Raw genomic sequence first — 19,040 nt, forward strand, 5'->3', positions numbered from 1 at the left:
GAGGGAGAAGGCTGCGGTCTGTTGCAGCGACCTTCATCCAAGCACCTCGTCATGCCCGGACTTGATCCGGGCATCCACGCCGTTACTGGTCGGGAAATTCCAAGCGCATTCGCTTGCTTTGGAGCAAGCTGCACGGAAACGGCATGGATTGCCGGGTCAAGCCCGGCAATGACGAAGCTGAGTGAAAGCTAAACGTGCTGGCCGCCGTTGATGTGGAGCTCGGCGCCGTTCACGTAGCTGGATTGCTCGGTGCAGAGGAAATAGATGGCCTTGGCCACCTCTTCCGGCGTGCCGAGCCGGCGCATGGGGATCTCCTCCTCCACCAGCTTGTCGGTGCCGGGGGAGAGGATCGCGGTGTCGATCTCGCCGGGCGAGATGGCGTTGACGCGAATGCCTTGCGGGGCGAAATCGGCCGCCATTTCGCGGGTCAGGCCGGCAAGCGCCGCCTTCGAGGTGGAATAGGCCGCGCCGGCAAAGGGATGTACGCGGGAGCCGGCGATGGAGGTGACGTTGACCACCGCGCCCTGCGCCGCTTTCAGCTCCTCGATCAGTCCGCGCGCGAGCATCACGGGGGCGAAGAAATTCACCTGAAACACGGCCTGCCAATCGGGGATCGGGGTGTCGAGGGTGGAAAGCCGCGCGCCGCCCTCGCCTTTCGGCGAGATGCCGGCATTGTTGACAAGCGCGTTGAGGCGCGAGCCTTGCGCCTTCAGCCGGTCGCGCATCTCGGCGATGGCCTCCATGGTGTTGGCGCTGTCGGCGAGGTCGACCTGAATATGGTCCTCGGGGCCGGCCTCCCAGGGGCAATTCTCCGGGAAAGGATGGCGCGAGCAGGTGATCACCCGCCAGCCGGCGGATGAAAATCGCTTCACTGTCGCATGGCCGATGCCACGGCTGGCGCCGGTCAGGATCAGCGTCTTGCGGTCTTCATTGGGAATCACAGTTCCGCGCTCTTCCATTCAATCGAAAACAAAACCCGCCCTAAGATAGGGATTTGCGGGGCTTACGGGTAGAGCCTGGTCTTCTCCCAGGGATGATCGGGCGATTCCCGCCGGAACACGATGCGATCGTGCAGGCGGAAGGGGCGGCTGGCCCAGAACTCGATCTGTTTCGGCACCAGGCGAAAGCCGTTCCAATGGGGCGGGCGGGGCACTTCGCCGCTGCCGAATTCCTCCTCGCGCTCCCGGACCGCCTCTTCGAACACTTCGCGGGAGGCAAGCGGGCGGGATTGCTGCGAGGCCCAGGCGCCGATCTGGCTCTCCCGGTGGCGGGATGCGAAATAGGCATCCGCCTCTTCCTCGGTCACCGGCTCGACGGGGCCGCGCGCCCGGACCTGCAGGCCAAGGCTCTTCCAATGCAGGCAGATCGCCGCTTTCGGGTTGGCGGCGAGCTCATCGCCCTTGGCGCTTTCCAGATTGGTGTAGAAGACGAAGCCTCTCGGATCATGGCCCTTCAACAGAATCATGCGCAGATCGGGCAGGCCTTCGGCATCGCAGGTGGCCAGCGCCATGGCGTTGGGGTCCGCAGGCTCGGTCTTCTCCGCTTCTAAGAACCATGTCTCGAACAGCGCAAACGGATCTTCCGCCTGCTCGAAATTGGCGGCGACGGGCGACGCAAAACCGGATGTGCTCGCTAATTCACTCATATTTTTTCGCCTCTTACCGGTACTTTGCCGGGAAACCTCGATTTTTTCATCCCGCTCCGGCACCGGCATTTACGCTTTACTCACCCTGATAGCGCAGCATGGGGGCTGTTGATAGTGGGCGCTGTGGCTTGTATCGCCGCGCGTCAAATCCGAGGGACGATTGGTTATGCGTACGTTCCGTTTTCACGCTCCTATCATCATTGGAGCGGGTTGCCTCGCGTTATTAGTATCGGCGCCCGCTCCAACCCAACCGCTGGCCCAGGAGCAGCCGGCAACATTGAGCGCCGAAGGAGTTTCCGTCTCCTTACAGGGCAACGAGATTCCGCCGCTCGATGGCGGCGAGTTGGCCGATTTGCGCTCGCATCTCGACGGCAGCGACCGTTCCGCCGCGATCCGGGCGCTGGAAATCGCCCTGACCGAGCTTGGCGACGGCTCCACCCTGGTGTGGCGCCGGCCGGAACGCAAGCTGATGGGGGTGATCAAGCCGGTCGCCGCCTTCCGCGACGGCCGGGGCCGGATCTGCCGGCAGATTCACTACTCCATCGCGCTCGGCGATTATATGCGCGAGATCGAAGGCGCGGCCTGCCGCGGGACGGACGGGAATTGGCACTATTCGGGTTAGCGGCGCGCCAGTGCTTTGCCTGACCTTTGCCCCTAAGCCCCGCGACCGGTAGACTTTCCCGCAATTGGACCGCCAATCGAGGAAAGCCGAAAGATCATGCGTCTTGGGAATGTTGCAGTGCTTGCAGGACTGACGGCTGGATTGGTCGTTGCGGGATTTGCCTTTGCGCCCGCTGGAGCGGCCGCGGCGGAGCCGCATATGCGGACCCAGCCCCACGCCAATGAGCGGGGCATCTGGAAATCCTATGCGCCGAAGGGATTGCACGGGGAATTCCACAATTACGACCCGATCGGGCTGGTCGCCGGCGATCTGATCCATACCGATTGCTCGATCAATTGGACCGATCCGGATAACGGCAAGACCTACTGCTTCAACAGCGCCACCTCGCTGGTCTATTTCGAGCGCTGGCCGAAAACCTATGCCGCGAAAGCCGCCAAATCCTTCGATCAGCTGAAGCCGGCGCATCGCGGCTTCTGATCGCACGCCGCCCCGCCGTTGCATTCTTTATTAATTGCCAGGGCTTAAGGGAGGCCTTTATCGCTTCCGCATGAAGGCCACTTTGACCCTTTCGAGGGGCGTCGGTTTCTGCTTTAAAGCGGCCAGCGTGAACAGGGGGAGAGGCGTATGCCCGAACTAGGCAAGTTGATGGCAGGCAAGCGCGGCATCGTGATGGGCCTTGCCAATAATCGCTCCATCGCTTGGGGAATCACCAAGGCTTGCGCCGATCAGGGCGCCGAGATCGCACTCACCTATCAGGGCGATGCGCTGAAGAAGCGCGTGGTGCCGCTGGCGGAGCAGATCGGCTCCAAGCTGGTCCTGCCTTGCGACGTGAACGACGAAGCCTCCATGGATGCGGTGTTCGAGACCCTGGAGAAGGAATGGGGCAGCATCGACTTTCTGGTGCATGCCATCGCCTATTCCGACAAGGAGCAGCTCGACGGCCGCTATGTCGACACCACGGAAGACAATTTCACCCAGACGATGAAGGTTTCCTGCTTCTCGCTCACCGCGCTGGCCAAGCGCGCCGAGAAGCTGATGACCGATGGCGGCTCTGTGGTGACGCTGACCTATTACGGCGCCGAGAAGGTGATGCCGCATTACAATGTGATGGGTGTCGCCAAGGCCGCGCTGGAAGCCTCGGTCCGCTATCTCGCCGCCGATCTGGGCGAAAAGAACATCCGGGTGAACGCGATCTCCGCCGGGCCAATCAAGACGCTGGCCGCCTCAGGCATCGCCGATTTCCGCTACATTCTGAAGTGGAACGAGTACAACGCGCCGCTGCGGCGGACGGTGAGCATCGAGGAAGTCGGCGACGGAGCGCTGTATCTGCTCTCCGATCTCGGCCGCGGCGTGACCGGCGAGATCCTGCATATCGATTCCGGCTATCACATCGTCGGCATGAAGAACGAAGACGCGCCCGATATGGCCAAGGTGCTGAAGGAGTAAGAGGCGCGCGCACGCCTCCTCTGTCATGCCCCGGGCCTGCATCCTTCGAGACGGCGCGTTCCGCGCCCCTCAGGATGAGGTGCGATTCAGGCGCTTGCCTCTCTCCTCATGGTGAGGGCGAGCGAAGCTCGCGTCTCGAACCATGAAGGCCCGGGAAGCAACGCTTCCTTTCCACCTTTTCGAATACGTTCGCCGCTGGACGGCATCCGCGCTCGAGCCTAAAACACCGCCATGTCACACAACACGTTCGGCCATCTCTTCCGCATGACCACCTGGGGCGAAAGCCACGGGCCGGCGATCGGCTGCGTGGTGGATGGCTGCCCGCCGGGCATTGCGCTGACCGAGGCGGATATCCAGGGCTATCTGGACAAGCGCCGGCCGGGCCAGTCGCGCTACACCACCCAGCGCAAAGAGCCCGATGCGGTGAAGATCCTCTCCGGCGTGTTCGAGGACGAGGCGACCAGAGAGCAGGTCACCACGGGCACGCCGATCGCGCTGCATATCGAGAATGTCGATCAGCGCTCGAAGGATTACGGCGACATCAAAGACAAGTTCCGCCCCGGACACGCCGATTACACCTATTGGCAGAAATATGGGGTGCGCGATTGGCGCGGCTCGGGAAGGGCTAGCGCGCGGGAGACGGCAAGCCGCGTGGCGGCGGGCGCGGTGGCGCGCAAAGTGCTGCCCGGCGTCACCATCCGTGCCGCGCTGGTCGAGGTCGGCCCCTACCCGATCAATCGCGAGAACTGGGATTGGGACGCGGTGGACGACAATGCGTTCTTCTCGCCCGACCCGAAGATCGTGGAGAAATGGGGCGAATATCTCGACAGCTTGCGCAAGGCCGGCTCCTCCTGCGGCGCGGTGATCGAGGTGATCGCCGAGGGCGTTCCGGCCGGGCTCGGCGCACCGATCTACGCCAAGCTGGATCAGGATATCGCCTCCGCCATGATGAGCATCAACGCGGTGAAGGGCGTGGAGATCGGCGCCGGGTTTGCCGCTGCGGCGCTAACCGGCGAAGAGAATGCCGACGAGATGCGCACCGGGGCGGACGGCGAGCCGGTCTTCCTCTCCAACCATGCCGGCGGCGTGGTGGGCGGTATCTCGACGGGGCAGCCGATCGTTGCGCGGTTTGCGGTGAAGCCGACCTCCTCGATCCTCACCCCGCGCCAGACCATCGACAAGATGGGTCAGGAGACCGACGTCTCCACCAAGGGGCGGCACGATCCATGCGTCGGCATCCGCGCCGTGCCCATTGGCGAAGCCATGATGGCGCTGGTGCTGGCCGATCATTACCTGATGCATCGCGGCCAGACGGGGAAGGGCTAGGCTCTCCTTCTCGCTCCCGTCATACCGGCACCAGCCGGTATCCAGCACCAGCTTCTGAGCCAAAGGTTAGATCCCGGATCAAGTCCGGGATGACGAGGGAAGCGCGCGCAGACTAAGATCGCCCATGCCCTACCGAAACATCGTCATCCTCACCGGCGCCGGACTTTCGGCCGAAAGCGGGCTCGGCACGTTTCGCGGCCAGGGCGGGCTGTGGGAGGAATACGACCTGGAAGAGGTGGCGACGCCGCAAGGCTTCCTGCGCAATCCGGGCAAGGTGCACGATTTCTACAATATGCGGCGGCGCTGGCTGGCGGAGGCTAAGCCCAATGCGGCGCATTTCGCGCTGGCGCGGCTGGAGCGCGAGCATGACGGCGAGGTGCTGACCGTCACCCAGAATATCGACGGGCTACACGAGGCCGCCGGCTGCCGCCATCCGATCCATATGCATGGCGAGCTCGGCTCGGCGCTTTGTGGCGCTTGCGGCGCGCGGCAGCCTTGGGAGGGCGATCTCTCAGTAGATACGCCCTGCCCCTCCTGCCATGCGGCGGGTAGCATGCGCCCCGACGTGGTGTGGTTCGGCGAGATGCCGCGGGAGATGGACCGCATCGGCGCGGCGCTGTCGAAATGCGATCTGTTCGTCGCCATCGGCACTAGCGGCACGGTCTATCCGGCGGCCGGGTTCGTGGCCGAGGCGCGCGCCGCCGGCGCCTATACGGTGGAGCTGAACCTCGACCCATCGGACGGGGCACGGCTGTTCGGCGAGGGGCATTACGGGCCGGCGAGCGAGATCGTCCCGGCCTTCGTGGATACGCTGCTGGCGGAAACTTGCTGAGCGCCTGGCCCGGGCCTTCATGGTTCGAGACGCGAGCTTCGCTCGCCCTCACCATGAGGGGAAAAGCTGTGGTCTATCTCCGCCCCTCATCCTGAGGGGGCCGAAGGCCTGTCTCGAAGGAGAGGGGCGGCTTCGGCTTCCGGTCCTTTCGTCATTGCCGGGCATGACGATGTGCTTAGAGGAGAAGCGCTGCCACGAGCCGTGGCCTGCCCCCTCCCCCTGGAAGGGGGAGGGTTGGGGAGGGGGTCCCTGCTCTCCGCTAAGACTTGACCCCCACCCGGCTCGCAGCGCGAGCCGACCTCCCCCTTTTAGGGGGAGGTGCGCGGCTCGCTCCTCAGGCAAAAAGCCCCTCACTCCGGCTTCAGCGCGCCGATGAGGAATTCCTGATTGCCGCTGCCGCCGAGGATCGGCGATTCGATCTCGCCGACCACCGGCCAGCCGGCGTCGTATTCCAGAAAATCCCGCACCCGGGCGAGCGCGATCTGACGGTCCAACTCGTCCCTAACGATGCCGCCCTTGCCGATGGCTTCCGGCTCCAGCTCGAATTGCGGCTTCACCAGCGCGGCAAGAAAAGCGCCAGGCGCGGCAATATCCAACGCCCGCAGCAAGACCAGGCTTAAGCTGATAAAGGAGACATCGGCAGTGATGGCTGTGATCGGCGCATCGAACATCTCCTTCTGCAAGCTTCGCGCATCGGTCTTCTCCATGACATGCACGGCGGGGTTCCGGCGCAGGCTGTGATGCAGCTGGCCATGGCCGATATCGACGGCATAGACGCTCGCGGCGCCGCGCTGCAGCAGGCAGTCGGTGAAGCCGCCGGTCGAGGCGCCGACATCGAGGCAGGTCCTCCCCGTCGGATCGAATCCAAAGGCATCGAGCGCGGCGGCAAGCTTCAGCCCGCCGCGAGAGACGAAGGCCATGGCATCTTCGGAAAGCGCGATGTCCGCGTCTTCGGAAACCAGCTGTCCGGACTTCTCCGCTTGCCTGCCATCGACGCCGACACAGCCCCGCTTTATGGCGTCCGCAGCGCGGGAGCGGGTCTCCGCCAGACCCTTGGTCACCAAAAGCTGATCGAGCCGTGTTTTTTTGTAGCGGGACAAGGGCTTTGCTCTTAAATGGCCAACTCCGCCGATGCTTTTCGGCGCTGCCTTCAGGCAGAAGCGTAACGAAGACGCCGGCCCGGCCTTCTTGCGCGTTTGCATCGGGCCTTGGATGCGCCTCCTAAGATGCTGATCAAAACCTATAACGCAGTCAGCGTTGTTCAACGACCCGGCGATTTTTCGCAGGAGCTCCCGGCGGAAGCACCGCTTACCGCCCTTCCCCACATCGCCGAGACGGCGCCGGACGACAACCAGCCTCCGCGAAGCTCGTAGCAAAGGACATCGCTACGCATGGCCGAACATGCTGTTTCCCTCGCGGTTCTGACAGCGGAACCGGGTGAAGGGACCGCTTATCTTACGCCCAAATGCGAGGTCGTGACCGCACCGGAAAAGGGCGGCAAGACCGTGGTGGCGAGGGAGGCGATCGGCAAGGACGAGCTGATCGCCATGTGGAGCGGCCGGCTGGTGCCGGGCGCAGCGCTGGCGCAGCTTTCCGAGGCTCTCAGGCGGCGCACCGTGCAGGTGGACGAGGACCTGTTCCTCACCTCGCTGAACACCACAGAGGGCGCCGATATGCTGAACCATTCCTGTGCGCCCAATGCCGGAATTCGCGGCCAGATCGGCATCGTGGCGATGCGGGACATCGCGCCCGGCGAGGAGGTCACCTTCGACTACGCCATGTGCGACAGCGCTCCTTATGACGAGTTCGATTGCGGCTGCGGCGCGCCGGAATGCCGGGGCAAGGTAAGCGCCGAGGATTGGCGCAATCCTGTGCTTTGGCTTCGTTACAGCGGGTATTTCTCGACCTATCTGGCGGTGCGGATCGCCAAGCTTCAGGGGCTCCGACGGGCGTCGTAGCAGGCGCCAGGAGCCATTGCCGGTTTTTCCCGGAGTGGCGGATTACATTTGCCCTCAACGCCCGCTTGCACTACGACAGGGCGGGCTGGGGCGAATGATATGAAGGCTTTATCTTCCATGGTTCAGACGGCTCTGAGGCTTTTCACCGCGCTTTTCACCCTTCTCTCTCTTACCGCTCTGCCGGTCTCCGGCGGCGCGCGGGCGCAAGCGCCGGAAATCTGGTCGGCCAGCGTGACCGGCGATATGAGCGCGCTGCGCTACGGCCCGCTGGACGATGCCGCCCTGCCGATCTTCCTGCTCTCCTGCTTCAACGACATGAAGATCGCCGTGCTCGACGTCTATGGCGATCTCGGCGAGGCGAAAGCAGGAGATGCGCTGGAGATGGAAGTCTCCGGCGGCAAGCTGGCCGCGCCGCTGAAGGGCAAGGCCGAGACCGAAGAGACGAGCGGCAGCCTCTATGCCGAGGCGAGCGAGTTCGGCATCAAGCCCGTGATCAACGTTCTGGAGTTGGAAGGGCCGGTGACGGTGAAGGTCGGGGAAACCAAGTTGGAGCTTTCCGATGCGGGACGTGCAGAGGCGGTGAAGGACTTCGCCATGCATTGCCGGATCAAATAAGCGCTAAGTCTGCAGCGCAGCCTGTCTTAGGCGCGGTTCGGCGCGTCCTTCGCCTGCTCCTTGCCGAGCGCGGCAAACACCGTCTTCACGATCCCGTCGGCATCGAGCCCGGCTTCCGCATACATGGCTTCCGGCTTGCCCTGATCGATGAAGCTATCGGGGAGCACGAGGGTGCGCACCCGCAAGCCCTGATCCAGCAGGCCTTCCTGCGCCAAAGCATGCAGCACGCTTGAGCCGAAGCCGCCGGTGGAGCCTTCCTCGATGGTGATCAGCACCTCGTGGTTCGCGGCAAGATCGCGGATCAGATCCATGTCCAACGGTTTGGCGAAGCGGGCATCCGCTACGGTGGTGGAGAGGCCGAAGCCGCCGAGCTGATCAGCCGCCTGCATCGCCTCGCCGAGACGCGCGCCAAAGGAGAGCAGCGCCACCTTAGAGCCTTCGCGCAGCACACGGCCCTTGCCGATCTCCAGGATCTCCGGCTGTTCGGGAAGCGGCAGCCCGGTCCCCTCGCCGCGCGGATAGCGGAAGGCGATGGGGCCTTCGTCATAGGCCGCGGCGGTCGCCACCATATGGGTCAGCTCGGCCTCGTCGGCCGCCGCCATCACCACCATATTGGGCAGGCAGCTCAGAAACGCCGTATCGAAGGTGCCGGCATGAGTCGGCCCGTCGGCCCCCACCAGGCCGGCGCGGTCGATGGCGAAACGGACGGGCAGCTTCTGCACCGCCACGTCATGCACCACCTGATCGTAGGCGCGTTGCAGGAAGGTGGAGTAGATCGCCGCGAACGGCTTGTAGCCCTCGGCGGCCAGCCCCGCGGCAAAGGTCACCGCGTGCTGCTCGGCAATGCCGACATCGAAGGCGCGATCGGGAAATGCCTCGGCGAATTTGTCGACGCCGGTGCCGGACGGCATAGCGGCGCTGATGGCGACGATCTTGTCGTCCCGCTTCGCCTGCTCGATCAGCGCATTGGCGAAGACCTTGGTGTAGCTGGTCGGCTTGCCGGCCGATTTCTCCTGGGCGCCGGTGAGCACGTCGAAACGGCCGACGCCGTGATACTTGTCGGCAGATTCTTCCGCCGGCTCGTAGCCCTTGCCCTTCTGGGTGACGACATGAACCAGGACCGGCCCGTCTTCAGCGTCGCGCACATTGCGCAACACCGGCAGCAGGTGATCGAAATTATGGCCGTCGATGGGGCCGACATAATAGAAGCCCATCTCCTCGAACAGCGTGCCGCCGGTCCATAGGCCGCGGGTATATTCCTCGGCGCGGGCGGCGCGGCGCTCCCAGCTCTTGGGCATCTTATGGGCCAGCTGCTTGGCCCAGTTGCGGATCTGGCGGTAGGTGCCGCCGGACAGCAGCCGCGCCAGATAGGCGCTCATAGCGCCGACCGGCGGGGCGATGGACATGTCGTTGTCGTTGAGGATGACGATGAGGCGCGAATCCATGGCGCCCGCATTGTTCATCGCCTCATAGGCCATGCCGGCGCTCATGGCGCCGTCGCCGATCACGCAGACCACGTTGTTGTCGCCGCCGGCGAGATCCCGCGCCACCGCCATGCCGAGACCGGCGGAGATGGAGGTGGAGGAATGGCCGGCGCCGAACACGTCATATTCGCTTTCGGCTGGCTTGCAGAAGCCGGAAAGGCCGCCGGGCTGGCGCAGGGTGCGGATGCGGTCGCGGCGGCCGGTCAGGATCTTATGGGGATAGCATTGATGGCCGACATCCCAGATCACCTTGTCCTTCGGCGTGTCGAACACTTTGTGCAGCGCGATGCTCAGCTCCACCACGCCGAGCCCTGCGCCGAGATGGCCGCCGGTGACGGAGACCGCATTGATGGTCTCGCGGCGGAGCTCCTCGGCAAGCTGGGTCAGCTCGGCATCGTCCAGCGCGCGCAGATCGTCCGGCGTTTTCACCCGGTCGAGCAGCGGCGTCTCATAGGTCGGAATGGGGGTCGGGGCGTTCATGCGCTCATTATTAGCGGTCGTAAATTCAAAGTCTGACAGGCTCTAAGCCCAACCGCTACTAAATGGAAACTGGAAGCAAATCTTACCAGTCGGCAACATCTCTGTCATGACCTGAACCAATGTCGTATCTACCTTTTCGGCGATTACGCTAAAACAAATTATTAGGGATTCAAGCTGTGAGCATGAACATGTCTGAAGAGACTGAAGAGCTATTTGCCGCAGTAGGACGCGCTATCAGCGAATGGGCATTCGTTGAGAGCGCGTTAGCACGTCTATTTTCTCTTAGTGTCCATTCTTCGCACCCTTCTGCTGCCGAGGCGGCCTTCTATTCGGCCACGAGTTTTCGGACCAAGCTTGAACTTCTTACGTCCGCTCTGGCAATTAGCTCACCGAATTCCACTCACTGCTGGAAGGCGCTGTGCAGAAAACTGACTAAGCGCTCAAAGAAGCGAAACCATCTCGCACATTTTCATTTTCTAATCCGTTCTGACGATAAAGGTTGTTCAGTCCGACTCGCACCACCAATGGGCAATCCATCAAACGAAATCGAAATATTCGACGACAACCATTGCTATAGCGTCGAAGACATCGAAACAGCGCGGTCTGAATTCGTCAGAGCAAAGAACGAAGTGGATGAATTCCGCCAATCCTTGGGGAACTCCAAGCAGTGATTGTCACTCCACCGCATGCCGATCTTTCGCACCGCTATTCGTCGACATCCAAGGGCTCGGTGCCGGTCGCATTGCCGCTGCCGTCGAGGGAGATTTTCTCCACCTTGGCCTCGGCCTTCTTCAAAAGCCCGTCGCAATGGAGCTTCAGCGCCTCGCCGCGCTCGTAAATGAGGATGGAGTGCTCGAGCTCCACATCGCCCTTTTCCAGGCGTTCCACGATGCCTTCGAGCTCCTGCAAGGCTTGCTCGAAGCTCATTTCCTTGATGTCGGAATGATCCGGTGCTTTGGCCATGCTTCGCTTTAGCCTTAAGCGGCGGATCGGATCAAGGGGAATGGGGGGCAAGGCCGTCATCACGGCCAACTCCTCCCCCCTAAAAGGGGGGAGTTAGAGGGGGGTCTTATTCGCGGCGTTAGAGCCTGGAACGAAGCGCTGACCCTCCCCCTTCCTGGGGGAGGGCGTAGGCCGTGCCGGTATGATCTGCGCCCGACACGGCATCGCTTTGCCGTTTCGCTGGCGGCGGCCGCCGCCCGCGATCGGCAGGTGCCTAGTGTGCGGCTTCGACTTGCGGCAGCGGCATGGCGCGGAGCTGAAAGCTCGGCCTGGGGCCGTCCTTCTTGGCCTCGTCGAACAGATAGCTGAGCTGGCCTTCGGTGACCCAGGCCCGATCGCCGACCACGGTGACGCCGGTCGGCTCCGTGAAGGCTCCGATAGTTTCGATATCGACCGTGTCGCCATCGACGGTGATCAAGTCCAGCTTGCCGGCGCCCTCCACCATGACAAAGCCGCCGGGAACGGGCCGGATCCCGTCGGGCTTGCCGAGGGGAGGCGTTTCCAGCTTGGCGATCCCCTTCGCCTCGCCGTCTTCCACATCGATGCGGAAGAGCTCATTGGCGCTAAAGGTGTTCACATAGAGATTGCCGTCCGGGCCGAAGGCCAGCCCGTCGAGCCCGCCTTTCAGGACCGGGTCGCTGACCCAGATTTCCAACTCCTCGGCGCCGGGCGCGAGCTTCACAATCTCCATGCCCGCAGTATTGGTGGCATAGACCGCGCCGTCGGGCGCAATTGCGATGTCGTTGCAGACTGCGCCTTCCATGGGAAACCGATAGCTGACCTTGCCCTCGCCGGTGTTCAGATCGAAGCCCTTCAGGAAGCCGCCCTCGATATCGGTCGGGCCGTCCACGCCGATGCCGGAGATATCGTTGGAACAGACCCAGAGCAGTCCTTTTTTCTCATCGGCGAGCAGCCCTAAGGTCGAACGCGTGTCATAGGCGCCGGGCTCGATCCACAGCTCCGGCTCACCGCCCGGGGCGATGCGAATCACGCCGCCGTCGGAGATGCTGCTGACATAAAGCGTTCCGTCTTTCGTGGACGTCACATTCTCCGGAAAAGGGAAGCTTCCGGGCAGTGCGATCTCAGCCGGCTCGGCCGTCGCCAAACCCGGCGTCATCCCCAGCGCTATCCCTATAAGCGTGCGGAATGCGGCAGTCCTCAAAGGCATCATGGTCGTCTCCCTAGAAATTGGACGAGATTTTTTGTGAGCTTCTCGTCTCTTGCTGAAATGGGGCAAAGCCCCGGTCGAAATCGATACGCGTTATGCGGCGGCCATCAAACTCCTTACATGCAGAGCGGTGGAGCGGGCGAGGGCTTCAAGGGCATAGCCGCCTTCCAGCATGGAGACGGATCTGCCGCCGCAATGGGTGGCCGCCAGCTGCATCAGCCGGTCGGTGATCCAGGCGAAATCCTCGTCGTTCAGCTCGATCTGAGCCAAAGGATCGCTGCGATGGGCGTCGAACCCGGCGGAGATCAGGAGCAGCTCCGGCTTGAAATCGTCGAGGGCCGGCAGGATGCGGTCCTCCCAGGCAGCTTTGAATTCGGCCGAGCCGTCGCCGGGATCGAGGGGCGCATTGACGATATTGCCGGCAATGCCGGTCTCGTCCGCCGCGCCGGTGCCCGGAAAAAGCGGCATCTGGTGGGAGGAGCCGTAGAAAAGCTTCGGATCGGACCAGAAGGATTTCTGGGTGCCGTTGCCGTGATGGACGTCGAAATCGACGACCGCGATACGGGTCAACCCATGGGCGGCGCGGGCATGGAGCGCGGCGATGGCGATATTGTTGAACAGGCAAAACCCCATGGCCCGCTCGGCTTCCGCGTGATGGCCCGGCGGGCGGATGGCGCAGAAGGCATTGCCCACATCCCCCGCCATAACTTTATCGACGGCAAGAATGCCGGAACCGGCAGCGCGGAGCGCGGCCTCCCAGCTTCCCGGCGAGACCACGGTATCGGGATCGAGATGGGCATAGCCTTCGATCGGAACGGAACGTTCCACCTCCGCGATGAAGCTTTCCGGGTGGATCCGCGCGATGTCGGACAGCGCGGCGCGGGGGGCTTCTTCGCGGCGGAGATCTGCAAAGGCTTCGTCGTCCATGGCCCGGCCAATGGCGCGCAGGCGGTCGGAGCGCTCCGGATAGCCGGGGCTGGTGTCGTGCTTCAGGCAGTCGGGATGGCTGACGTAAAGCGTGGTCATGACTCCATCTCTATCACGGTCCGGCGCATGCGCGCAGCTTGACCGGAGCATGCGAAAGCGCGAGAGAACTCCAAGATCGATGGCGTCATCAATGACATAAGCCAAACGGCAGAGAGCCAAAGCTTGTCCGCAGACATCAAAATCGTCGCCCGAAGCGACAACGATATCGCAGGCGCCGCACGCGCGCTGGAGACTGGCGAACTGGTCGCCTTCCCCACCGAGACGGTTTATGGGCTGGGCGCGAACGCGCTGGACAGCGCTGCGGTGGCGGCGGTGTTCGCGGCCAAGCGGCGGCCGCGCTTCAATCCGCTGATCGTGCATGTCGCGGACCTGGAAACGGCGCGGAACTATGCGCAAATCGGTCTCGTGGCGCAGAGATTGGCCGAGGCGTTCTGGCCCGGCCCGCTGAGCATGGTGCTGCCACGGCGCGACGATTGCCGCCTCAGCCCGCTGGTGACGGCGGGGCTGGAGACGGTGGCGCTGCGGTCTCCGGCGCACCCCATCGCCCAGAGACTTTTGCGGCGGACCGGACTTCCGATCGCCGCGCCGAGCGCCAACCGCTCGGGCAAGATCAGCCCGACGCGCGCCGAGGATGTGCGCGCCGAGCTTGGCGATCTTCCGGCCGCGATCCTCGACGGGGGGCCTTGCGAGATCGGGCTGGAATCGACGGTGGTTCGGGTCGCCGATGGCGAGGTGGAGATGCTGCGCTTTGGCGCCGTGACGCGCGAGGATATCGAAGCCGCGCTGGGACGCCCGGTGAAAGTGCCGTGGGGACAAACGAGCGATGCACCGGTCTCGCCGGGGCAGCTTTCCAGCCATTACGCGCCGGAGGCGAAAGTGCGGCTCAATGTGAGCGCACCTGCGGAAGGAGAAGCGCTGCTGGCCTTCGGGCCGGATGTGCCGACGTTCGAGGGGCCGGTGGTCAACCTGAGCGAGAGCGGCGATCTGAAGGAGGCCGCGGCGAATTTCTTCGCCGCCTTGCGCACGCTCGACCAAAGCGGCGCCACGACCATCGCGGCGATGCCGATCCCCAATCAAGGGCTTGGGGAAGCGATCAACGACCGGCTGGCCCGCGCCGCGGCGGAGCGGCCGAACGCATGAGCAAAACCGTGAAAATCGCCGCACCCTCGCCCGAAACGCTGAAGGCCTTGGTGAAGATCGTCGGCGCCGAGCACGCCATCACCGATCCGGCCGAGATGGAGCCCTTCTTACATGAATGGCGCGACCGCTATCACGGCAAGGCGGCGCTGATCTTGCGCCCCGGCACGGTGGAGGAGGTCAGCCGCATCATGGCGCTGGCCAACGAGACGGAGACGGCCATCGTGCCGCAAGGCGGCAATACCGGGCTGGTCGGCGCGCAGATCCCGTTCGAGAGCGGCCATGAGGTGGTGCTGTCGCTCGGCCGGCTGAACCATATCCGGGAGATCGATACGACCGGCAACACCATGACGGTGGAGGCCGGGGTGGTGCTGGCCCAGGCGCAGGAAATCGCCGCCAATGCCGGGCATCTGTTCCCCTTGCGCATCGCCTCGGAAGGAAGCTGTCAGATCGGCGGGGTACTCTCGACCAATGCCGGCGGCACGGCGGTGTTGGCTTACGGCAATGCCCGCGACCTGGTGCTGGGGCTGGAGGTGGTGCTGGCGGATGGGCGCATCTGGAACGGGCTGAAGGCGCTGCGCAAGGACAATAGCGGCTACGACATGAAGCATCTCTTCATGGGGGCGGAAGGGACGCTCGGCATCATCACCGCGGCGGTGCTGCGGCTGTTTCCGCCACCGGCGGAGAACGTCACCGCCTTTGTCGGCCTGCCGAGCCTGGAGAAGGCGGCTGCCTTCTTCGACCGGGCCTACGCGGCGGCGAGCGGCGAGCTGACCGCCTTCGAGATTTTGCCGCGGATCGGCATCGAGTTCGTGGTGCGCCACGGGACCGGCATGAGCGATCCGCTGGAGACGCCGCATCCCTGGTATGCGCTGATCGAGCTGACATCGCCGAACGCTTCGGCGGGGCTGGCGGAGACCGCGGAGAGCTTGCTGAGCGAGGCTTTGGAGGCGGGCGAGATTTCAGACGGGGCGATTGCGCAATCGCTGGATCAGGCGGCGGCGTTCTGGCGCTTGCGGGAGTTCATGAGCGAAGCGCAGAAATTCGAGGGCGCCAGCATCAAGCACGACGTCTCGGTGCCGGTGGCATCGATCCCGGAGTTCATTTCGCGGGCGGACGATTTCGTGGCGCTGATGGTGCCGGATGCCCGGCCCTGCCCGTTCGGCCATTTCGGCGACGGCAACATCCACTACAATGTGAGCCAGCCGCCGGGTTTGGACCGGGCGATCTTCCTCTCCCATTGGGAGGCGGTGAATGCCGGGGTGCATGAGATCGTGCTGGATTTGGGCGGATCGATCAGCGCCGAGCACGGGATCGGGCGCATGAAGCGCGATATGCTTCGCCATGCCAAATCGGCGGTGGAGATGGATCTGATGCGGACGATCAAGAACGCCCTCGATCCCAAGGGAATCTTGAACCCCGGCAAGGTGCTTTAGCGCACGCTTGCCGGGGCTCGATTGTCTGGTTTAACCGCTGTCTCGCTTAACCGCCGCAGACGCTCGGGGCGGCCTCGCCGGCAAAGCGGGCCGCGATCCACTCGGCGACCATCTTGCCGCTATCCTTGGCAATGGCGCGATGGCCGGTCTTCGGCAGCACCACCATTTTCACCTTGTTGCCGCCGGCGCAAAGGTGATCGCCGTATTTCCGGGTCACAGCCTCGGGCACGACCTCATCCTTGCCGCCTTGAGCGATAAACACCGGGATGTCGCGCGGAAGGGAGCCAGGCGTGTTGTCCGCCATCAGGGTAGACCAGGGTTTGGTGGTGCCGAGTTCCTTGGTCAGGATCGGCATCTTCTTGAACGGCAGATCGTCGCCGAGCTTGGCGCGCAGATCGACGAAATCGTGGACGCACTGGCTGGCCTGCTCCTCAACCGCGTGCACGGCGGCAGGATCGACAACGGACTCGGTCTTGACGCCGTAGATGCGGGACCAGGACGACAGCAGATAGGAGGTCAGGTTGTCACCGGCCTTGGTGGCGAAGTCGTCATCCACCAGATCGGCGAGATAGGTGATCGGGGACGCCGCGGCGACACCGATCGGCTTCAGCTCGCGGGCGTAGCTGTGAGCCATCTTCGCGGCGAAGAAGGCCGCCTGGCCGCCCTGCCCCTCGCCCCAGACCACGAACTCCTTGCCGGCGCCAGCCTCGGGCATGGCGATGGCGGCACGAACCGAATCGAGCACCGCGCGCCCTTCGCTCTCACCGACGAGGTAAGGATGCAGGCCCGGCGTGCCGAGACCCGGATAATCGGTGGCGGTGATCACGTAACCCTGCTTCAGCAGCGGAAACAGACCGTCGATATCGTCGAAATGGACCATCCCCATGGAGGGGGCGCATTTCGGCGCGATGCCGGTGGTGCGGTGGGCCCAGGCCACGACCGGGCGCTGGCCAGCAGGCGCGCCGTCCTTGGGAACGATGATCACGCCGGAGACGGCGATCGGCTCGCCCTTCATCCCCTTGGAGCGGTAGATGACCCGATAGGCGGTGCCGCCAAGGGGAGAGCGCAGCATCTTTTCGGACTTGATGATGCTGCCGGGCGCGCCGGAGATGGTCTCTCCCGCAAGGCTATAGAATTTGGATTGGGATTCGGCATTGGCGCCAGCGGCACCGAACAGGAAAGGCAAAACTGCAAGAGCGAATAAGAGTGCGCGGGTCATGACAGCCACATCGAGTTGTTGAAACGGAAGCGCCTTCTAACACGAAAAGCGGGGCGAAAGCCCAGCCCTTGACCGGTTCGGAGCGAAGCATTTTGGCGTTATGGTATCGAAGCCGGGCACATGAAGCTGCGCGACCTTCCGGTCGATATGCACGCAAAGCGAGAATTTCGCGCGTATTCCGATAAAAATCTTACAAATCCGCGGTCAACAGCCGTTTCGGACGGGGTGGAGTAACGCTTTGGTAAGCCAGCTGGGAAACAGTGAATCCCATTATGAGCCTGATCAGGGGTAAGGCCATGTTTGCCGAGCAGAAACAACAAGGCGAAGCCGCACGGCAGGAGCTGGAAGAAGACGTTAGCCGAGAGGATATCGTCGCCGCTTTCCGCCTGGCCATGGTCGACCATTTCCGGTCCCATATTCCCGGCACCAACATCAATGAATCGACGCTGCTTGCCAGCGATTATCTGAATCATTTTCATGAGTTGGTGATGCTGCTCGAAGCGCTGGCGACCGACCCGGACGATTTCGCCGAGGATCTCGCCGCCTGGCGCCCCCTCACCTATGAAGAGCATTTCTCCTTCTCCGGTTTCCGCGACAAGAATCTGGCGATCGCCGCTTATCGCCGGGCGCCGCAGCAGACCCGCGAGGCTTTCGACCAGGCGGTGGAGCGGCTACATGGCGAAGCGGTGATGGTGATCGCCATCATCCGCAGCGAGCTTGCAAGCGACGACCGCTCCGCTCTCCCGGCGCGCTGCTACCAGGCCGGCGAGCGGCTCACGGTGCTGATCGACGCGGCCAATGCCATCGCCGTCGGCGGCGACGGGGCGGCGACCGATTTCGGCGGCGAATAAGCCCTTTCGTCTTCTAAGACCCAGCGGTTTTCCCGCGGCAAGGATAGCTTGCGGCGCATCGATGCGCGTGCGGCTGGATTTCGCCGCTTTGAAGCGCTACTCAGATTCCATGAGCGGACGGACACAGACTGCGATCTTGCTTCTGGCGGGCCTTGCCTGGCTTGCCGGCGGGCTGGTGGCCGCGCCGCCGCCGGCCAAGGCGCAGTTCTTCTGGTCGCCCTGGTTCGACGATCGTCCGCGCCGCAGCCGGCGTCCGCCGCCGAGCCCGCCTGTGGTGCCGCAACAGCCGCCGGCCGGCGATCTGGTGCCGGTTCCGCAAGCCGAGCTGCCGCCGCCTCCCCCGCCACCGGACGACCGGCCCTATGACGACAAGCTGATGCGGCTGGCCGAGATCCTCGGCGCGCTGCATTACCTGCGCGAGCTATGCGGGGCGCAGGAAGGCCAGCTCTGGCGCGAACAGATGGACGCGCTGGTGAAGAGCGAGGGCACCACCGCGGTGCGCCGGGCGCGGCTGGTCAACAATTTCAATGACGGCTATCGCGGCTTCCGCCGCACCTATCGGACCTGCACGGATTCGGCCACGGTGGCGATCGACCGCTTCACCCTGGAAGGCTCGCAGATCGCACTGGCATTGGCCGGGCCGACGGAGCCCACGGATCACGCCGCCAAAGCCTCCGAATAGGGGCGCCTGACAGGGCTCGCCGTTTCGCGCAGCGCCGCGGCCATAAACCTTACAAATTAACTGTCGGTTCACTCTGTGGCACAGGCCTCGCGTCTGGCGTGCTAGGCAAGCAGTTGAACAACGCGCGCGAGGGAGAAGAACGGTGCGAGG

At 63.7% G+C, this 19,040-nt stretch carries 20 protein-coding genes; 12 read left to right on the plus strand and 8 right to left on the minus strand.

Features of this window, described 5'->3' with window-relative positions; genetic code table 11:
• Nucleotides 1-188: 188 nt before the first annotated feature.
• On the minus strand, nt 189-959 hold the full coding sequence (locus HT051_RS12830; RefSeq protein WP_174542403.1) for an SDR family NAD(P)-dependent oxidoreductase: 771 nt from the start codon (nt 957-959) through the stop codon (nt 189-191).
• Between the two features lie 44 nt (nt 960-1,003).
• Nucleotides 1,004-1,645, minus strand: a complete 642-nt coding sequence (gene pdxH, locus HT051_RS12835) for a pyridoxamine 5'-phosphate oxidase (protein WP_174542404.1) — start codon at nt 1,643-1,645, stop codon at nt 1,004-1,006.
• Nucleotides 1,646-1,922: 277 nt separating this feature from the next.
• On the opposite strand from pdxH, the gene HT051_RS12840 reads away from it, so the two are divergent.
• From HT051_RS12840 to HT051_RS12860, 5 genes are all read left to right on the plus strand, one after another.
• A complete protein-coding gene (locus tag HT051_RS12840; RefSeq protein ID WP_174542405.1) occupies nt 1,923-2,267 on the plus strand; it encodes an RT0821/Lpp0805 family surface protein in 345 nt (114 codons plus the stop codon).
• 198 nt (nt 2,268-2,465) lie between these two features.
• Nucleotides 2,466-2,744: a hypothetical protein gene (locus tag HT051_RS12845; RefSeq protein WP_174542406.1), complete on the plus strand. Its 279-nt coding sequence runs from the start codon at nt 2,466-2,468 to the stop codon at nt 2,742-2,744.
• Between the two features lie 147 nt (nt 2,745-2,891).
• Nucleotides 2,892-3,713, plus strand: a complete 822-nt coding sequence (fabI, locus tag HT051_RS12850) for an enoyl-ACP reductase FabI (RefSeq protein ID WP_174542407.1) — start codon at nt 2,892-2,894, stop codon at nt 3,711-3,713.
• 231 nt (nt 3,714-3,944) lie between these two features.
• Nucleotides 3,945-5,039, plus strand: a complete 1,095-nt coding sequence (gene aroC, locus HT051_RS12855) for a chorismate synthase (protein WP_174542408.1) — start codon at nt 3,945-3,947, stop codon at nt 5,037-5,039.
• A 124-nt stretch (nt 5,040-5,163) separates the two neighbouring features.
• On the plus strand, nt 5,164-5,871 hold the full coding sequence (locus tag HT051_RS12860; RefSeq protein ID WP_174542409.1) for an NAD-dependent deacylase: 708 nt from the start codon (nt 5,164-5,166) through the stop codon (nt 5,869-5,871).
• 350 nt (nt 5,872-6,221) lie between these two features.
• Here HT051_RS12860 and HT051_RS12865 read toward each other — a convergent pair whose 3' ends face one another.
• Nucleotides 6,222-6,971, minus strand: a complete 750-nt coding sequence (locus HT051_RS12865) for a TlyA family RNA methyltransferase (RefSeq protein WP_246810086.1) — start codon at nt 6,969-6,971, stop codon at nt 6,222-6,224.
• 375 nt (nt 6,972-7,346) lie between these two features.
• On the opposite strand from HT051_RS12865, the gene HT051_RS12870 reads away from it, so the two are divergent.
• Nucleotides 7,347-7,829, plus strand: coding sequence for an SET domain-containing protein (locus HT051_RS12870; protein WP_246810087.1), 483 nt, complete (start codon nt 7,347-7,349; stop codon nt 7,827-7,829).
• A gap of 117 nt (nt 7,830-7,946) precedes the next feature.
• Complete coding sequence (locus HT051_RS12875; protein ID WP_174542412.1) at nt 7,947-8,444, plus strand: hypothetical protein; 498 nt, start codon at nt 7,947-7,949, stop codon at nt 8,442-8,444.
• A gap of 26 nt (nt 8,445-8,470) precedes the next feature.
• Here the strand turns inward: HT051_RS12875 and dxs are convergent, their stop codons facing one another.
• Nucleotides 8,471-10,408 (minus strand): 1-deoxy-D-xylulose-5-phosphate synthase, encoded by a 1,938-nt coding sequence (dxs, locus tag HT051_RS12880; RefSeq protein WP_174542413.1) that lies wholly within the window; start codon nt 10,406-10,408, stop codon nt 8,471-8,473.
• Between the two features lie 188 nt (nt 10,409-10,596).
• On the opposite strand from dxs, the gene HT051_RS12885 reads away from it, so the two are divergent.
• Complete coding sequence (locus tag HT051_RS12885) at nt 10,597-11,079, plus strand: hypothetical protein (protein WP_174542414.1); 483 nt, start codon at nt 10,597-10,599, stop codon at nt 11,077-11,079.
• 34 nt (nt 11,080-11,113) lie between these two features.
• On the opposite strand, the gene HT051_RS12890 is transcribed toward HT051_RS12885, so the two are convergent.
• From HT051_RS12890 to HT051_RS12900, 3 genes are all read right to left on the minus strand, one after another.
• The gene (locus HT051_RS12890; RefSeq protein ID WP_174542415.1) at nt 11,114-11,371 is read right to left on the minus strand and encodes an exodeoxyribonuclease VII small subunit; all 258 of its coding nucleotides are present in this window, start codon (nt 11,369-11,371) and stop codon (nt 11,114-11,116) included.
• Nucleotides 11,372-11,624: 253 nt separating this feature from the next.
• Nucleotides 11,625-12,455, minus strand: coding sequence for an SMP-30/gluconolactonase/LRE family protein (locus HT051_RS12895; RefSeq protein ID WP_246810088.1), 831 nt, complete (start codon nt 12,453-12,455; stop codon nt 11,625-11,627).
• A 216-nt stretch (nt 12,456-12,671) separates the two neighbouring features.
• Complete coding sequence (locus HT051_RS12900) at nt 12,672-13,604, minus strand: histone deacetylase family protein (protein WP_174542417.1); 933 nt, start codon at nt 13,602-13,604, stop codon at nt 12,672-12,674.
• Between the two features lie 123 nt (nt 13,605-13,727).
• Between HT051_RS12900 and HT051_RS12905 the strand changes: the two genes are divergently transcribed.
• Both HT051_RS12905 and HT051_RS12910 read left to right on the plus strand, forming a co-directional pair.
• Complete coding sequence (locus HT051_RS12905) at nt 13,728-14,705, plus strand: L-threonylcarbamoyladenylate synthase (RefSeq protein WP_246810089.1); 978 nt, start codon at nt 13,728-13,730, stop codon at nt 14,703-14,705.
• Complete coding sequence (locus tag HT051_RS12910; protein WP_174542418.1) at nt 14,702-16,138, plus strand: FAD-binding oxidoreductase; 1,437 nt, start codon at nt 14,702-14,704, stop codon at nt 16,136-16,138. The genes HT051_RS12905 and HT051_RS12910 overlap by 4 nt, the downstream gene beginning before the upstream one ends.
• 46 nt (nt 16,139-16,184) lie before the next feature.
• Here the strand turns inward: HT051_RS12910 and HT051_RS12915 are convergent, their stop codons facing one another.
• Nucleotides 16,185-17,357: an alpha/beta fold hydrolase gene (locus HT051_RS12915; RefSeq protein ID WP_174542419.1), complete on the minus strand. Its 1,173-nt coding sequence runs from the start codon at nt 17,355-17,357 to the stop codon at nt 16,185-16,187.
• A gap of 272 nt (nt 17,358-17,629) precedes the next feature.
• Between HT051_RS12915 and HT051_RS12920 the strand changes: the two genes are divergently transcribed.
• Together HT051_RS12920 and HT051_RS12925 are read left to right on the plus strand one after the other, a co-directional pair.
• Nucleotides 17,630-18,208, plus strand: coding sequence for a hypothetical protein (locus HT051_RS12920; protein ID WP_174542420.1), 579 nt, complete (start codon nt 17,630-17,632; stop codon nt 18,206-18,208).
• A 61-nt stretch (nt 18,209-18,269) separates the two neighbouring features.
• Entirely contained in the window at nt 18,270-18,890 is a 621-nt protein-coding gene (locus HT051_RS12925) for a TIGR02301 family protein (RefSeq protein WP_246810090.1), read from the plus strand.
• The last annotated feature ends 150 nt before the right edge of the window (nt 18,891-19,040 follow it).

Source organism: Methyloligella sp. GL2 (assembly GCF_013341275.1).
GTDB lineage: Bacteria > Pseudomonadota > Alphaproteobacteria > Rhizobiales > Methyloligellaceae > Methyloligella.

What these genes read in the sequence shown, in the direction of transcription:
- pdxH (WP_174542404.1), bottom strand. Translation starts at nt 1,645, where the DNA reads ATGAGTGAATTAGCGAGCACATCCGGTTTTGCGTCGCCCGTCGCCGCC.
- HT051_RS12885 (WP_174542414.1), top strand. Translation starts at nt 10,597, where the DNA reads ATGTCTGAAGAGACTGAAGAGCTATTTGCCGCAGTAGGACGCGCTATC.
- HT051_RS12910 (WP_174542418.1), top strand. Translation starts at nt 14,702, where the DNA reads ATGAGCAAAACCGTGAAAATCGCCGCACCCTCGCCCGAAACGCTGAAG.
- HT051_RS12860 (WP_174542409.1), top strand. Translation starts at nt 5,164, where the DNA reads ATGCCCTACCGAAACATCGTCATCCTCACCGGCGCCGGACTTTCGGCC.
- HT051_RS12875 (WP_174542412.1), top strand. Translation starts at nt 7,947, where the DNA reads ATGGTTCAGACGGCTCTGAGGCTTTTCACCGCGCTTTTCACCCTTCTC.
- HT051_RS12900 (WP_174542417.1), bottom strand. Translation starts at nt 13,604, where the DNA reads ATGACCACGCTTTACGTCAGCCATCCCGACTGCCTGAAGCACGACACC.
- HT051_RS12915 (WP_174542419.1), bottom strand. Translation starts at nt 17,357, where the DNA reads ATGACCCGCGCACTCTTATTCGCTCTTGCAGTTTTGCCTTTCCTGTTC.
- dxs (WP_174542413.1), bottom strand. Translation starts at nt 10,408, where the DNA reads ATGAACGCCCCGACCCCCATTCCGACCTATGAGACGCCGCTGCTCGAC.
- HT051_RS12920 (WP_174542420.1), top strand. Translation starts at nt 17,630, where the DNA reads ATGAGCCTGATCAGGGGTAAGGCCATGTTTGCCGAGCAGAAACAACAA.
- fabI (WP_174542407.1), top strand. Translation starts at nt 2,892, where the DNA reads ATGCCCGAACTAGGCAAGTTGATGGCAGGCAAGCGCGGCATCGTGATG.
- HT051_RS12925 (WP_246810090.1), top strand. Translation starts at nt 18,270, where the DNA reads ATGCGCGTGCGGCTGGATTTCGCCGCTTTGAAGCGCTACTCAGATTCC.
- HT051_RS12845 (WP_174542406.1), top strand. Translation starts at nt 2,466, where the DNA reads ATGCGGACCCAGCCCCACGCCAATGAGCGGGGCATCTGGAAATCCTAT.
- aroC (WP_174542408.1), top strand. Translation starts at nt 3,945, where the DNA reads ATGTCACACAACACGTTCGGCCATCTCTTCCGCATGACCACCTGGGGC.
- HT051_RS12890 (WP_174542415.1), bottom strand. Translation starts at nt 11,371, where the DNA reads ATGGCCAAAGCACCGGATCATTCCGACATCAAGGAAATGAGCTTCGAG.
- HT051_RS12830 (WP_174542403.1), bottom strand. Translation starts at nt 959, where the DNA reads ATGGAAGAGCGCGGAACTGTGATTCCCAATGAAGACCGCAAGACGCTG.